Source organism: Pseudomonas sp. SYWMCR5, from assembly GCF_057197165.1.
Genome location: NZ_JBXUNH010000007.1, coordinates 173,955 through 188,196, shown reverse-complemented (window position 1 = coordinate 188,196; position 14,242 = coordinate 173,955). Strand labels below are relative to the sequence as shown.

General features: G+C 65.9%; 17 protein-coding genes. 9 read left to right on the top strand and 8 right to left on the bottom strand.

All coding sequences use genetic code 11. The features are described 5' to 3' along the window. Nucleotides 1–64: 64 nt before the first annotated feature. Complete coding sequence (locus AC2CGW_RS19130) at nt 65–1,027, top strand: XdhC family protein (protein WP_186669332.1); 963 nt, start codon at nt 65–67, stop codon at nt 1,025–1,027. A gap of 14 nt (nt 1,028–1,041) precedes the next feature. On the opposite strand, the gene AC2CGW_RS19125 is transcribed toward AC2CGW_RS19130, so the two are convergent. Then, nucleotides 1,042–1,449: a type II toxin-antitoxin system HicB family antitoxin gene (locus AC2CGW_RS19125; RefSeq protein WP_186669330.1), complete on the bottom strand. Its 408-nt coding sequence runs from the start codon at nt 1,447–1,449 to the stop codon at nt 1,042–1,044. Between the two features lie 45 nt (nt 1,450–1,494). After that, a complete protein-coding gene (locus AC2CGW_RS19120; protein WP_288375605.1) occupies nt 1,495–1,677 on the bottom strand; it encodes a type II toxin-antitoxin system HicA family toxin in 183 nt (60 codons plus the stop codon). Nucleotides 1,678–1,892: 215 nt separating this feature from the next. On the opposite strand from AC2CGW_RS19120, the gene AC2CGW_RS19115 reads away from it, so the two are divergent. From AC2CGW_RS19115 to AC2CGW_RS19085, 7 genes are all read left to right on the top strand, one after another. Then, nucleotides 1,893–2,498 carry a CDP-alcohol phosphatidyltransferase family protein gene (locus tag AC2CGW_RS19115; RefSeq protein ID WP_186711322.1) on the top strand — a complete coding sequence of 202 codons (606 nt, stop codon included), beginning with the start codon at nt 1,893–1,895 and terminating at the stop codon, nt 2,496–2,498. Nucleotides 2,499–2,528: 30 nt separating this feature from the next. Then, nucleotides 2,529–4,277 (top strand): bifunctional alpha/beta hydrolase/class I SAM-dependent methyltransferase, encoded by a 1,749-nt coding sequence (locus AC2CGW_RS19110; RefSeq protein WP_484574444.1) that lies wholly within the window; start codon nt 2,529–2,531, stop codon nt 4,275–4,277. Next, nucleotides 4,277–5,635: a phosphatase PAP2/dual specificity phosphatase family protein gene (locus tag AC2CGW_RS19105; protein ID WP_484574443.1), complete on the top strand. Its 1,359-nt coding sequence runs from the start codon at nt 4,277–4,279 to the stop codon at nt 5,633–5,635. Before AC2CGW_RS19110 ends, AC2CGW_RS19105 begins: the two co-directional genes overlap by 1 nt. Further along, nucleotides 5,632–6,063, top strand: coding sequence for a hypothetical protein (locus AC2CGW_RS19100; RefSeq protein WP_288375602.1), 432 nt, complete (start codon nt 5,632–5,634; stop codon nt 6,061–6,063). The genes AC2CGW_RS19105 and AC2CGW_RS19100 overlap by 4 nt, the downstream gene beginning before the upstream one ends. 9 nt (nt 6,064–6,072) lie before the next feature. Next, nucleotides 6,073–6,696, top strand: coding sequence for a lysophospholipid acyltransferase family protein (locus tag AC2CGW_RS19095; protein WP_484574442.1), 624 nt, complete (start codon nt 6,073–6,075; stop codon nt 6,694–6,696). A 1-nt stretch (nt 6,697) separates the two neighbouring features. Further along, the gene (locus AC2CGW_RS19090) at nt 6,698–7,630 is read left to right on the top strand and encodes a phosphatidate cytidylyltransferase (protein ID WP_054892666.1); all 933 of its coding nucleotides are present in this window, start codon (nt 6,698–6,700) and stop codon (nt 7,628–7,630) included. A 105-nt stretch (nt 7,631–7,735) separates the two neighbouring features. Continuing rightward, nucleotides 7,736–8,080, top strand: coding sequence for a cupin domain-containing protein (locus AC2CGW_RS19085; protein WP_063542660.1), 345 nt, complete (start codon nt 7,736–7,738; stop codon nt 8,078–8,080). A 40-nt stretch (nt 8,081–8,120) separates the two neighbouring features. Here AC2CGW_RS19085 and AC2CGW_RS19080 read toward each other — a convergent pair whose 3' ends face one another. From AC2CGW_RS19080 to AC2CGW_RS19055, 6 genes are all read right to left on the bottom strand, one after another. Beyond that, the gene (locus AC2CGW_RS19080) at nt 8,121–8,882 is read right to left on the bottom strand and encodes an ABC transporter ATP-binding protein (protein ID WP_186669320.1); all 762 of its coding nucleotides are present in this window, start codon (nt 8,880–8,882) and stop codon (nt 8,121–8,123) included. Continuing rightward, a complete protein-coding gene (locus tag AC2CGW_RS19075) occupies nt 8,879–9,940 on the bottom strand; it encodes a FecCD family ABC transporter permease (RefSeq protein WP_186669318.1) in 1,062 nt (353 codons plus the stop codon). Before AC2CGW_RS19075 ends, AC2CGW_RS19080 begins: the two co-directional genes overlap by 4 nt. After that, on the bottom strand, nt 9,937–11,052 hold the full coding sequence (locus AC2CGW_RS19070) for an ABC transporter substrate-binding protein (protein WP_484574441.1): 1,116 nt from the start codon (nt 11,050–11,052) through the stop codon (nt 9,937–9,939). The genes AC2CGW_RS19075 and AC2CGW_RS19070 overlap by 4 nt, the downstream gene beginning before the upstream one ends. A 187-nt stretch (nt 11,053–11,239) precedes the next feature. After that, nucleotides 11,240–11,830 carry an HAD family hydrolase gene (locus AC2CGW_RS19065; RefSeq protein ID WP_484574440.1) on the bottom strand — a complete coding sequence of 197 codons (591 nt, stop codon included), beginning with the start codon at nt 11,828–11,830 and terminating at the stop codon, nt 11,240–11,242. Continuing rightward, entirely contained in the window at nt 11,827–12,696 is an 870-nt protein-coding gene (tesB, locus tag AC2CGW_RS19060) for an acyl-CoA thioesterase II (RefSeq protein WP_186669311.1), read from the bottom strand. The genes AC2CGW_RS19065 and tesB overlap by 4 nt, the downstream gene beginning before the upstream one ends. A 90-nt stretch (nt 12,697–12,786) precedes the next feature. Then, nucleotides 12,787–13,356 carry a GNAT family N-acetyltransferase gene (locus AC2CGW_RS19055; RefSeq protein ID WP_484574439.1) on the bottom strand — a complete coding sequence of 190 codons (570 nt, stop codon included), beginning with the start codon at nt 13,354–13,356 and terminating at the stop codon, nt 12,787–12,789. Nucleotides 13,357–13,538: 182 nt separating this feature from the next. On the opposite strand from AC2CGW_RS19055, the gene pmrG reads away from it, so the two are divergent. After that, a complete protein-coding gene (gene pmrG / locus AC2CGW_RS19050) occupies nt 13,539–14,228 on the top strand; it encodes a lipopolysaccharide core heptose(II)-phosphate phosphatase PmrG (protein ID WP_186711330.1) in 690 nt (229 codons plus the stop codon). Nucleotides 14,229–14,242 lie beyond the last annotated feature (14 nt).

Here is a 14,242-nt window from a genome sequence, read left to right as displayed (position 1 = left end):
CAGATAGCCAACACTGCCACAGACATGGGGTGTGGCGCCAACGATTGGAACGGGGTAACGGAACATGCAGCATCTCGACCGGCAAGTGATCGACAAGGCGCTGGCATGGGCTTGTGCCGGCGACACGGTATGGCTGTGCACGGTGCTCTCCACCTACGGCTCGGCACCCCGTGCACCGGGAGCGATGCTGGTCTGCCGTGGCGGGCTGGAGTATGTCGGATCATTGTCGGGAGGCTGTGTGGAGGAGGAGTTTCTCGACAGCCTCACACAGGGAGCATTCGGCTGTGCCGCACAGGTGGTGCGCTATGGCGACGGACAGGCGCAAAGCCGGCGCTTGCGCCTGCCGTGCGGGGGCGTGCTGGTGGTGCTGGTCGAGCGGCGCGAGGCCAGTGCGGCCTGGCTGGAGCACTTGCAGGCGTTGCGCGGCGCATTGCTTGGCCAGCGCCGGGTGACGCGCAGGGTGGGGCTGATGGATGGCACCTTTGGCCTGGAAAGCGATAGCAGCGTTGCCGTGCGCCTGAGCGAGGATGCCGTACATATCGCCATCGGCCCGGCCCTGCGCCTGCTGCTGGCGGGGCTGTCGCCCGTGGCCGAGGCCTGCGCCGATATCGCCCGTACGCTGGGCTGCGAAGTGATCGCCTGCGATCCGCGCGAGGAGATGGCCCATGTGCATCTGGAGGGTGCTCAACTGCACCGCGTGCTGCCCTCGGAGTTCATTGCCGAAGGTGGCTGCCATGCCGCCACCGCGGTGGTGGCGCTGACCCACGATCCGAAGATCGATGACCTGGCGCTGATGGAGGCCGTGCACACCCCGGCGTTCTACATCGGCGCCATGGGCTCGGTGACCACCTCCGCACGCCGCGCCGAACGCCTGCAGCGCATCGGCGGCTTGTCAGCACAGCAGATCGAACGCCTGCACATGCCGATCGGCCTGGACCTGGGCAGCAAGTCGCCAGCGGAAATCGCCCTGGCGGTGATGGCGGATGTGCTGCGGGTGTATCGCGGCAAGGCGCGGGATGCGTTGTAGCCGCGATGGCCGGTTCAATAGGCGATAGCCAACTCGCGTAGCGCCGCTGAAGCCAGAAAACCGGAGCGCGAGGCATATCGGCTATCGCGCTTCACCTTCTCGTCGATGCGCTGCAACAGGTTCTCTGGCAGCGTCGCATTGAAACGCACCGCCTTGCCCAGGTAGGGCGTTACATCAAAATCCACTACCGCCCAGATACCACCGGCGAAATCCGGATTGACCACGTGCACGTCGATCTCCTGCGCTTGGGGTAAAGGCTCGCCATCAGCGACAAGGCCTTCAAAATGCAGCGCCAGTGCCTCTTGGACATTATCCAGCGCCTGGGCAGCGGTGACGCCGGCGGAAAAACACCCAGGGACATCGGGTACGGTCACGCCGTAGTCGGAATCTTTGTCCTTGTGCAAAACAACTGGAAATTTCATCGACTCACTCCATGGGTCTGCAAGATGTGCAGCGAAGCTGTCTACTCACTTGAGACCTGCCTGTTTCAAAATGCTGTGCACGGTTCCCTTTGGAAGATTGGCCTTGGGATGGGGAACGGTGACCCGTCCTCGCTTCCAGGGATGCCGAAACTGATGATGGCTTCCCTTGACTTGCTCTTCATACCAACCATCTGCCTCGATGACCTGGATTACATCCCGACTGCGCATCCATCCTTCCGGTGGCAGCTGATGTGTATGGTACACATCTATTTAACTTAAACCAGTCTGTAATACACACTACCCACACAACCCCTGACGAGCGATGGCAGGCTCTCTGAGGTGAAGGCTTTATCTGGTTCACATGTAGGACAGATGCACCTTGCCGCCCGCCAATCTCTTTCCCCACAATCCCCTCCACGCCGCACCACGACAGGGAACTCACCGTGCCATCCATCTATCAGCTCAAACCCCGCTTCCAGGCTCTGCTGCGCCCATCGGTTCAGCGTCTCTACGATCGCGGCGTCACTGCCAACCAGGTCACCGTCGCCGCAGCGTTGGTGTCGGTGCTGCTGGGGCTGCTGCTCACCTGGCTGCCCCACGTCACCTGGCTGTTCATCCTCATCCCGGTGTGGATGCTGCTGCGCATGGCGCTCAATGCCGTCGATGGCATGCTGGCCCGCGAGTTCGGCCAGCAATCGACCCTCGGCGCCTACCTCAACGAGCTGTGCGACGTGATCGCCGACGCGGCGCTGTACCTGCCCTTCGCGTTGCTGGTCGGGGTGTCGCCGACACTGGTGGTGCTGGTGGTGTTGCTTGCCGTCATCAGTGAATACGCCGGGGTGATGGGCCCGCTGGCCGGTGCTTCGCGGCGTTACGACGGGCCGATGGGCAAGAGCGACCGGGCCTTTGCATTCGGCGTACTGGGGACCGGCGTGGCCTTCGGCGTGCTGAATCCGACGTGGATCAACGGCCTGCTGCTGGTCATCCTGCTGCTCTCGCTCTATACCCTCTACAACCGGGTACGCCACGGGCTGGCCGAAACCCGCTGACCCCACCGCCGCAGGACAAGGACTTTCACCATGCGCCAAGCGCAATCGCTGCACTTCTCGACCCACGACGGCGTCGAGCTGCACTACCGGCACTGGCCGGCCACCCGCAACGAGCACCAGCCGCGCCGGGCACTGGTGATGTTCCATCGCGGGCACGAGCACGGCGGGCGCATGGCGCACCTGGCCGACGAACTGGACCTGCCCGGTTACGACATCTTCGCCTGGGACGCCCGTGGCCATGGCCTCTCGCCAGGGGCCCGGGGCGATAGCCCGAGCTTCGCCACCAGCGTGCGCGACGTGCAGACCTTCATCGAACATATCCAGGCCCGGCACGGTATCGCCGAGCCCGATATGGCAGTGCTGGCGCAGAGCGTCGGCGCAGTGCTGATCGCCACCTGGGCCCACGACTACGCGCCCAAGGTGCGCTGCCTGGTGCTGGCCTCGCCGGCGTTCAAGGTCAAGCTCTACGTGCCCTTCGCCCGCCCCGGCCTGAAACTGCTCAAGGCCCTGCGCGGCAACTTCTTCGTCAACAGCTATGTCAAGCCGCGCCTGCTCACCCATGACCCGGAACGGGTGATGTCGTACACCGCAGACCCGCTGATCAGCCGACCGATCTCGGTGACCGTGCTGCTGGGCCTGTACGAGGCTGCCGACCGTGTGGTGGCCGATGCCCAGGCCATCCAGGTGCCGACTCAGTTGCTGGTGTCCGGCGCAGACTTCGTAGTGGAACGCGGCCCGCAGGAGCGCTTCTTCGAGCGCCTGGGCAGCCCGCGCAAGGAGATGCACATCCTGCCCGGTTTCTTCCACGACACCCTCGGCGAACGCGACCGCACCCACGCCCTGGCGCGGATCGAGCGCTTCATCGCCCACTGTTTCGACGCACCGCTGCCAGCACCGTCGCTGCTCGATGCAGACAAGGTCGGCGCCAGCTGCGCCGAGGCCGAGTGCCTGGCCGCACCGCTGCCACGCAACTCGCCGCTCGACCTCTACTGGCGCAGCTACCGCGCCAGCCTGCGCCTGGGCAAGGGGCTGTCCGAAGGGGTGAAGCTGGGTTTCGACACTGGCTTCGACTCCGGCAGCACCCTGGACTACGTGTACCGCAACCAGGCGACCGGCAAGGGCAAACTGGGCGAGCTGATCGATCGCAACTACCTCGACGCCATTGGCTGGCGTGGCATCCGCCAACGCAAGGTGCATGTCGAGGAACTGCTGCGCCTGGCCATCGCTCGCCTGCGCGAACAGGCACGACCTGTGCACATCGTCGATATCGCCGCCGGCCACGGCCGCTACATCCTCGAAGCGCTGCAGGAGCAATTGCCGGACTCGATCCTGCTGCGCGACTACAGCGAGCTGAACGTGCAGCAGGGCAGCGCGTTGATCAACGAAAAGGGCCTGGGCGAGATCGCCCGTTTCGTCCAGGGCGATGCCTTCGACCGCCAGAGCCTGGCAAGCCTCGACCCGCGCCCCACCCTGGCGGTGGTGTCCGGGCTCTATGAACTGTTCGCCAGCAACCAACTGGTGGGCGACTCCCTGGCCGGGCTGGCCGATGCCGTGGAAGACGGCGGCTACCTGGTCTACACCGGCCAGCCCTGGCACCCACAGCTGGAGATGATCGCCCGCGCCCTGACCAGCCACCGCGGCGGCGACGCCTGGGTCATGCGCCGGCGCAGCCAGGCCGAGATGGACCAGTTGGTGGAGGCGGCAGGTTTTCGCAAGATCGCCCAGCGCATCGACGAGTGGGGCATCTTCAGCGTCAGCCTGGCCCAGCGGGTTCGCTGATGACACGCGAAGCCGGACTGATCCGGCGCGGCGTGCTGTGGCTGATGCTGCTCGGGCCGTTCTTCTTCCTCAGCTACGGCCTGGCCAACAGCTACACCGCCGGGCGCGACGATGTCGGCAGCCTGGTATTCGGCTGGGAGCAGCATATGCCGCTGTGGCCGTGGACGATCATCCCGTACTGGTCGATCGACCTGCTGTACGGTTTGTCATTCCTGCTGCCGCTCACTCGCCGCGAGATGGACCGCCATGCCCTGGCGCTGCTGACCGCACAGGTGGTCAGCGTGACCTGCTTCCTGCTCTGGCCGCTGCGCTTCACCTTCGAGCGACCGGAACTGGCAGGTGTGTTCGGCTGGCTGTTCGATGTGCTGATGGGCTTCGACAAGCCGTACAACCAGGCCCCGTCGCTGCATATCGCGCTGCTGGTGATCATCTGGACGATGTTCGCCCGGCATACCCACAAGCCGCTCTGGCGCTGGGCTGTGCACGGCTGGATGGCGTTGATCGGGCTGTCGGTGCTGACCACCTGGCAGCACCACTTCATCGACCTGCCCAGCGGCGCGCTGGTGGGGTTGTTGTGCCTGTGGCTATGGCCGCACCAGGGCGCATTGCCGCTGCGCGAGGCGCGCCTGACGCGTGAGCCGAAACGCTGGCGGCTTGGCTTGCGCTATGGCATCGGCGCCCTGTTGTGTGCAGGGCTGGCCTTCAAGCTCGGTGGTGTATGGCTGTGCTTGTTATGGCCGGCACTGGCGTTGCTGGTGGTGGCGCTGAACTATGTGCTGTTCGGTGCTGGCGGATTCCAGAAGGGAGCGGATGGACGACTGTCGAATGCCGCGACCTGGCTGCTGGCGCCCTATCTGGTTGGCGCCTGGGTCAACTCACGGGCCTGGACCTGGCGACATCCGCAGGCAGATGAAATATGCGACGGGGTGTATCTGGGGCGGATTCCCGGATTGGGAGAGGCAGGTGATTTTGCTGCGGTGGTGGATTTGTGTGCGGAGCTACCCTGCCCATGGCCAGCCACAGCGCCTGTTGCTCCTGTAGGAGCGGGCTTGCCCGCGAATGGGCCAGAACAGACAACCTACTTCAGCCTGCCCACCCTGGACCTCATACCCCCGAGCCCCGCCCTGCTGCTCCAGGCTGCCAAAGCCATCGAACGCCTGCGCCCTCAAGGCCCGCTTCTGGTCTGCTGCGCCCTGGGCTATTCACGCAGCGCCAGCGCCGTAGCCGCCTGGCTGATCCACACCGGCCGCTGCGCCGACATCGACGCCGCCGAAGCCCTCATCCGCCAGGCCCGCCCGGGCGTGGTGCTGCATACGGGCCACCGCCAGGCCCTACTGCAACTCGGAGTCCAGCCATGAACCTGTACCTGGTCGCGACCCTGCTCGGCCGTGGCCGGCAACTGGAACGCCTGTCCGATGCACTGACCCTGCTGGCCATCGCCTACGGCCTGGCACCGCTGCTCGGCCTGCATCTGCACCCGCTGGCCAGCGTGCTGTGCATCCTGCTGCTGATCCTCGGCGTTGCCCACAAGTACTGGGCCATTCGCGTGGCCCTGGACGCCGAGCTCTTCGCACGCCTGGCCGCCAGCCCGCAACGTGCCGACGATACCCGCGCCCTGGACCGCGCCCTGTTCGACCTCAACCTCAAGGCCAAGGCCGACGATCCACGCGACTGGCCAACCCGCAGCCAGGCCGCCCTCGCCCTGCTGCGCCGCCAGAGCCTGTGCCTGGGCCTGCAGCTACTGCTGACCTTGGCTACCCTGCTGACACTGCCCTTCACCGGATGACCCTGCACCATGCTCGCCGCCTTGACCGCCTTCGCCATCACCTCCGCCGCGCGCCTGATCACCGGCGCTCGGGCCCTCTGGCTCGGCTGCACGCCACAACCGGTGCAGCGCCTGTACTTCGCCAACCACAGCAGCCACGGCGATTTCGTCCTGCTCTGGGCCTCGCTGCCCGAACCCTTGCGGCGCCGCACGCGGCCCGTGGCCGGCGCCGACTACTGGAACACGCCAGGCCTGCGCAACTTCGTCATCCACAATGTCTTCAATGGCATCCTGATCGACCGTCAGCGCAGCGAAGGCCAGGACAATCCGCTGCAACCGGTACTCGATGCGCTGGCCCAGGGTGACTCGCTGATCTTCTTCCCCGAAGGCACACGCAATCTTGGCGACGATCCACTGCTGCCTTTCAAGAGCGGCCTGTTCCACCTCGCATCCGCCCAGCCTGACATCGAGGTGGTGCCGGTCTGGATCGCCAACCTCAACCGGGTGATGCCCAAGGGCCGCGCCCTGCCGTTGCCGCTGCTGTGCACGCTGAGTTTCGGCGAGCCATTGCAGGTGCTGCCTGACGAAACCAAGCAGGCGTTTCTCGAGCGGGCCCGTCAGGCCCTGCTGAACCTGGCCCCGAAGGAAGCCTGAGATGGATCACAACACCCTGTCCCTGTTCGCCGGCATCGGCGCCCTGCTGCTCCTGGCCAGTGTCATCGGCCGCCTGCTCAAGTGGCGCGCAGGTTCCGCGCCGCACGCGGTGATCGACAACCTCAACGCACGCATCAACGCCTGGTGGGTGATGGTGCTGGTGATTGGCCTGGCCTTCGTGTTCGGCAAGTACGGCGTGATCGTGCTGTTCTATTGCGTGTCGTTCTATGCCCTGCGCGAGTTCATGACCCTCACCCCGACCCGGCGCAGCGACTACCCGGCGCTGGTGGCGGCGTTCTACGTAGCGTTGCCGGTGCAGTACCTGCTGATCGCCATGGACTGGTACGGGATGTTCAGCATATTCATTCCGGTGTACCTGTTCTTGCTGCTGCCGATCCTGGCCAGCTTCGGCGGCGATACCACACGCTTCCTGGAACGCGCCTCGAAGGTGCAGTGGGGCCTGATGATCGCGGTGTACTGCGTGTCGTCGGTGCCCGCGCTGATGACCCTGGACATCCCCGGCTACGAGGGCCGCAACCTGCTGCTGATCGCCTGGCTGATCCTGGTGGTGCAGATCAGCGACGTGCTGCAGTACGTGTGCGGCAAGCTGTTCGGCAAGCGCAAGGTGGCGCCCAACCTGTCGCCGTCCAAAACCGTCGAAGGCCTGGCCGGCGGGGTGGCGTTGGCCACGCTGGTCGGCGCCCTGCTGTGCTGGATCACCCCGTTCAACTTCTGGCAGGCGGCGCTGATGGCATTGACGGTCAACGCCATGGGGTTCTTTGGCGGGCTGGTGATGTCGGCCATCAAGCGCGATCGCGGGGTGAAGGACTGGGGGCACATGATCGAAGGACATGGCGGCATGCTCGACCGCATGGATTCGGTGTGCTTCGCCGCGCCGGTGTTCTTCCACTTCGTGCGCTATTGGTGGGCGTGACCGCCATAGCGCGACCAGGCAGATAGGCGTCGAATCCAGGCAACTGCATGTCACGCCAACGCCCTAAGGTGACGGGTCACTCAGCCCGTCATCAGGAGCCTTGCCATGTCCGACTTCATCACCGTCCTGCGCGAAACCTGTCCGACCCCGGTGGTAGATGCGACCAAGTGGAAACGCATCGGCGGCGACCCGCACACCGTCAACCTCAACGCCTACCTGTCGGCCGATGGCAGCAAGATCATGGGCACCTGGATCTGCACGCCAGGCAAGTTCGAGGTCAACTATGAGAAGTGGGAGTTCTGCCACTTCCTCGAGGGCTACTGCATCATCACCCCCGAAGGCGAAGAACCCAAGCACCTCAAGGGCGGCGATGTGTTCGTCATCGAGCCCGGCATGAAAGGCACCTGGGAAGTGGTCGAGACCGTACGCAAGTACTTCGTCTTCGCCTGACTGCATCTGATGTAGCGGGCGTGCAGCCGGGCCGGCAGGCTCAGCGCAGCGCCCGGTCCACCAGCACCTGAAGGCGGCCACGGGAGCACTGCTCGACCCGCGCCTCGACGCCATATACCTGCGCCAGCAACTGCGGTTCGAGCACCTCGGCCGGGGTGCCGCAGGCCACCACCCGGCCCTTCTCCAGCATCACCAGGCAATCGGCATGGCTGGCCGCCAGGTTGATGTCGTGCAGCACCGCGACCGCCAACAGCCGATGGCGAACCACCCGCTCACGCACTGCATCCATCACCCGCAGTTGGTAGTGCAGGTCCAGGGCGCTGGTTGGCTCGTCGAGCAACAGCACCTGTGGATTGCGCGCCAGCAACTGGGCCAGGGCCACCAGTTGGCGCTGGCCGCCGGACAGGCTGTCCAAGCCTTGCTCGGCCAGGTGCTCGATGCCCAACTGGCGCAGCGCATCGAAGGCCGTCGCCAACAGGTCATCGGCAGCCCCCACGCGCAGCGCAGCGACGATGCTCTCCAGCACCCCGAGCGCCAGCCCCGGCGGCAGTTGCTGTGGCATGTAGGCCAGGCGCCGGGCGCGTTCGGCGAAACTCAGGCGGGTAACGTCCTCATCGCCCAGGTGCACAGCGCCCTGCATCCGCTCCAGCCCGGCCAGGGCCCGCAGCAGGGTGGACTTGCCCGCCCCGTTGGGCCCGACCAGCGCCACCAGGCTGCCCGTCGGCAGCGGCGGCAGGCTCAGGTGCTGGATGATCCGGCGCGCGCCATAGGTGACCGACAGCCCTTCGATACGCAAGCTCACAACCTTCTCCCCCGCCGGAACACCAGCACCACGAACACCGGTACGCCCACCAGGGCGGTGACGATCCCCACCGGCACGATCACCCCTGGCAGGATCAGCTTGCTGGCGATCGACGACAGCGACAGCAGCAATGCCCCGACCAGTGCACTCGCCGGCAGCAGGAAGCGCTGGTCCTCGCCCACCAGCAGGCGGGCGATGTGCGGGCCGACCAGGCCGATAAACCCGATGGTGCCGACAAAGGCCACGGCGGTCGCCGACAGCAGGCTGATGCGCAGCAGCGAGGCGACGCGCAGACGCCGGGTGTCCACGCCGAAGCTGCGGGCGCGATCTTCGCCCATGCGCAGCAGAGTCATGGCCGGGGCGGCGCGCAGCGAGAACGGCAGCACCAGCGCCAGCACCGCAGCAAGAATGCCCAGCTTCTGCCAGTTGGCCCGCGCCAGGCTGCCGAGGGTCCAGAACACCAGTTGCTGCAGCACATCCTCGGTGGCCAGCAACTGCAGCAACGACACCAATGCGTTGCAACTGAACACCAGGGCGATACCGAACAGCACCAGGCTCTCGACCCCGGCACCGCGCAGCCGCGACATGGCCTGCAGCAACAGCACCGACAGGCAGGCGAAGACGAACGCCATCACCGTCACCTGGGCGCTCGGCGCCAGCCAGGCCACCGACAGCGGATAGGCGATGGCCAGCGACGCGCCCAGCGCGGCGGCAGAGGACACCCCCAGGGTGAAAGGGCTGGCCAGCGGGTTGTCGAGGATCGCCTGCATCTCGGCGCCAGCCAGCGCCAACGCGGCCCCGACCAGCACCGCCATCAGCGCGTAGGGCAGGCGCACGTTCCAGATGATCACCCGTTCGGTGGCGCTGAGTGCGTTCGGATCGAACACCCCATGCAGCAGCTGTCCAAGCCCCATGCCAGAGGCGCCGCTGGCCAGGTCGCCGAGCACCGCCAGCGCCAGCAGCACGGCCAGCCCGCCGACCAGCCCGGCACGCCGCCAGAGCAGGCGCCGATACCGCCAGGCCGCCAGCGCGGCGCCGTCCAGAGCCTGGGCGGTCACTTGGCGTCGATCCAGTAGTGGCCGTCCAGGCCGACCTTCAGCAGGTGGTTGATGTCGGCCATGGTCGCTTGCGGATCCAGATCCTTGAAGCGCTCGGGGTGAATCCAGCGGGCCATGACTTCGATGGCGAGGATGTTGAACGGTGAGTTGTAGAAGTCATGCCACAGACCGTGGGCCTGGCCATCGCGGATCGGGCGCAGCGGCGCGAATTCGGGGCGCGCGATGATCCTGGCCAGGCTCTGGCGCGCGGTATCGGCACTCACGCCGGCGCCGAGCAGCACGCCGGGGGCACGGTTGCCGGTGGCGATGTAGACGTCCGGATCAGCCTTGAGCACGTATTCGACGCTGACGTCGCCCAGCGCGCCGGGCACCACGTCAGCAGCGATATTGTGCCCACCGACCGCCTCGACCACACTGCCCAGGCCGCTCTTGCCGGTGGTGTGCCCCGGCGCCTGCCAGACGCCCGCCAGCAGTTCGAGGAAGACCTTCGGCCGCTCGCTGTCCTTGAGCCCCGCCACCTGGTCGGTGACGTGCTTGAGGTGGCTGTCGTAGAGGTCCAGGTATTCCTGCGCCTGCTGCTCACGACCCAGCAAGGTGCCCAGGGCTTCGAGGCTGACGCGGGTGTTCTTGATCGGGTGCACACGGAAGTCGATGAACAGTACCGGGATGCCGGCCTGTTCCAGCAGGTCGGCGACCGGGCTGTGCTGGGTCGGGCCTTCGCCGGCGATACTGAAGATCGCCAGGTCCGGTTTCAGTGCCAGGATCTGCTCGGCGCTGACGCTCTGCTCCGAGGCCTGGCCGATCAGCGGCAGCTTGGCCACCTGGGGATAAAGCTTGGCGTAGACGTCGTAGGTATGCGGGTCGAGCAGGCGCATGTCGTTCTGCCAACCGACCACGCGCTGGAACGGGTTGTCGCGATCCAGCAGGGCCAGGGCGAAGAACAGCCGGCCCTCGCCGAGGACGATGCGCTGGGGCGCGTGATCGACTTCCACCTTGCGCCCGAGCACGTCGGTGACCTGGGCGGCGCTGGCGGTCTGGAGAGTGCCGAGGCCTGCGACCAGCAGCATGAGCAGCGGCAGCAGGCGCCGCGCGGAACGGAGAACGGAGAACATCGGAGGGCTCCTGGCGACAGCGGATGCGTGACAGAGAATCGGTCTCATTCAAGACCGGGCATTCTAGTCAGGGGGCTGCCCTTGCCAGTGTCCGGGAATGTAGTGGGATGTCAGTGAATCGTCATGGGTTACTGTTCATTACATGGGATAGCGGTGAGTTCTTCGCGGGCAAGCCCGCTACCACAGTTCAACCAAGCATCGCCCTGAGCACCCGGCAATCCGCCGCATGCCAGTCCGCCAGCTCCGGCCAGGGGTTGTCGGGCAGGTTTACCAGGACCGTCCTGGCCCCCGCCGCACGTCCGCAATCCAGGTCGAAGCGGTAGTCGCCCACCATCACCAGCTCCGACGGTGCCACGCCCCAGGCCCGGGCGATCTGCAACAGGCCATCCGGGTCGGGCTTGGGCGCCGCCTCGTCACGTCCCAGAATGTGTTCGACCGGGAAGCAGTCGGCCAGACCAATGGCCTCCAGCGTGACATGCGCCAGCTCCCGCGCGTTGCGGGTGAGGATCGCCAGCCGGCAGCCACGCGCCGACAGCTCGCGTACCAGCTCGACTGCACCGGTCGCGGCCTTCGAGGCGATCGCCAGGTCGCGCTCGTGCTCCAGCAGCCAGGCGTGCTTGGCCGTGGCCTCCTCGTGGGGCAACGCGGCGAGGTGGGTGAGGATGTCATCCTCGGGCGGAATCTCCAGCGCCTCGCGGATCGCGGCAAAGTCGTGCACCGCCACGGTGAGGGTGCCGTCCATGTCGAACACCCAGTTGCGCACTTCGTGCAGGCTCATGCCCAGTCCTTGCGATGGCGGATCAGGCCTTCCTGGGTGGACGAGGCCACCAGTTGCCCGGCGCGGTTGAAGATGCTGCCGCGGGTGAAACCGCGGGCGTTGCCGGCCCATGGGCTGTCGGTGGCGTACAGCAGCCAGTCGTCGGCACGCAGGTCGCGGTGGAACCACAGCGCATGGTCGAGGCTGGCGATCTGCATATCCTTCTGCCACACCGATTTGCCGTGGGGCAGCAACGAGGTGGTCAGCAGCCCGAAATCCGAGGCGTAGGCCAACACGTACTTGTGCAGCGCCGGGATGTCCGGAAGGTTGCCGTCGGCGCGGAACCAGGCGTACTTCACCGGGTCGCCCGGCTTGGGGTCGAACGGATCACGCTCGGTCACCGGGCGGATCTCGATGGGCTTGGCGCACAGCACCTTGTCGCGGATACGCTCGGGCAGCTTGTCAGCCATCACGCGGGCCAGTTCGACTTCGCTGGGCAGGTTCTCGGGGCCGACCACATCGGGCATCTGCACCTGGTGCTCGAAACCGCCCTCGTCGTACTGGAACGACGCGCTGCAGGTAAAGATCGGGTTGCCCTTCTGGATCGCCGTGACCCGGCGGGTGCTGAAACTGCCGCCGTCGCGCACCCGATCGACCGAATAGACGACCGGCATGCTGGCATCGCCAGGGCGCAGGAAATAGCCGTGCAGGGAATGGACATGGCGCGCGTCCTCGACCGTCTGGCTGGCCGCCGACAACGACTGGCCCAGCACCTGGCCGCCATACAACTGACGAAAGCCCAGGTCCTGGCTACGGCCACGGAACAGGTTCTCTTCGATGGATTCGAGGCTCAACAGGTCGACCAGGTCGTCCAACACATGGCTCATCGGGGGCTACTCCTGACAGGTGTCACGGCAATTCGGGCATTGGCGCAAATCATACAGAATTTGTCATCGCCTCCGTGCATGGCGCCCCATTCAGGCATGCAGGGTTCGCTCCCAGCGCGGCCGGTCGATGCGATACAGCACGTGCGGACGCAGCGGGTGCCCCTCGGGCAGCCGCGGGTGTTCGAAGCTGCCTGCCTCGTCCTGAACCATGCCGATCGCCTGCATCACCTTCTGCGAGGGCACATTGCTCTGGGTGGTGAACGACACCACTTCTTCCAGCCGCAACTGTGCGAATGCGCAGCGCAGGCAGGTCCAGGCCGCCTCGCTGGCAAAGCCCTGGCCCCAGTGACGACGGGCCAGACGCCAACTGATCTCCACCGCCGGCGCGAAGGGTGCGTCGAAATTGACGTTGAGCAACCCGGTCAAGCCAATGAAGGCGCCACTGTCCATGCGCTCCAATGCCCAGAGACCGTAGCCGTATTCGTTGAAATGGCCACGGATGCGTCCGATCAGCGCGGCGGCCTCCAGGCGCGTCAATGGCGCCGGGAAATAGCGCATCACCTGCGGATCGGCGCACATCTCGGCAAACGCCTGCAAATCGTCGTCCCGCCATTGGCGCAACACCAGGCGGGCGCTTTCGAGCTTGAGGATCGAGGTCATCGGGTGGGCTCCGGATTTTCAGTCCTGCAGTCTACAGATTAGGCGCCGGGGGCGCTTTTCACCTGCACCCCAGGCCCAATGCAATTTTCACAACAGCTTCACTCGGCGCAGACAGGCCACTTCACAGAATGCCACCACCTGCCGCCGCCCTGCGCGCGGCCCCCTCTTGCCGGAGCCCGAGCATGCTGTCGAGCGACATCCTGGAAAACCTGGCCATACCCACACGCCGCAAGCGACACCGACGTTTGCGCATGGCTTGGGCAGTCGGCCTCGCCTTGGTGCTGGTCGCGGCGGGATTGATGCTGTGGTCGTCAACGAGGACGCACATCGTGAACCTTGGCAATGAACGGCAGTTGAACGCCAGCGGCCTGCTGCAGAAGTGGGCCGAAGGCAGCGTGATCGTGATGATTCGCCACGCCGAGCGCTGCGACAGCGCGCCCGGCCCTTGCCTGGACGATCCAACCGGCATCACCGTGTCCGGCAGCCAGGCCGCCCAGCGTGTCGGAGAAGGCTTGCAGCGCCTGGGGCTGAACGGTGCCGACCTGCTCAGCAGCCCGAAGCTGCGCACCCGACAGACCGCGCACTTCATCGTCGGCGACACGGTGACCAGCGAGGACTGGCTCGAAGGCTGCGAGAGCGGCTTCGCAGGCCAGGCCATGGCGCACAAGCGTGCAGGGCACAATCTTGTGCTGGTGACCCACAACGGCTGCGTCGATCACTTCCAGCGCACCCTCAAGGTTGCGCCGGGCGAGCGCGAAAGTGGCTACGCCAGCGCGCTGTTCGTGTCGGTCGATGGCAGCGGCAAGGCCCGTATCCTTGGGCGCATGAACGAGCCGGACTGGCGACGGGTACTGGCGTCGGCACAACGCTGATGAGTGTTTGAGTT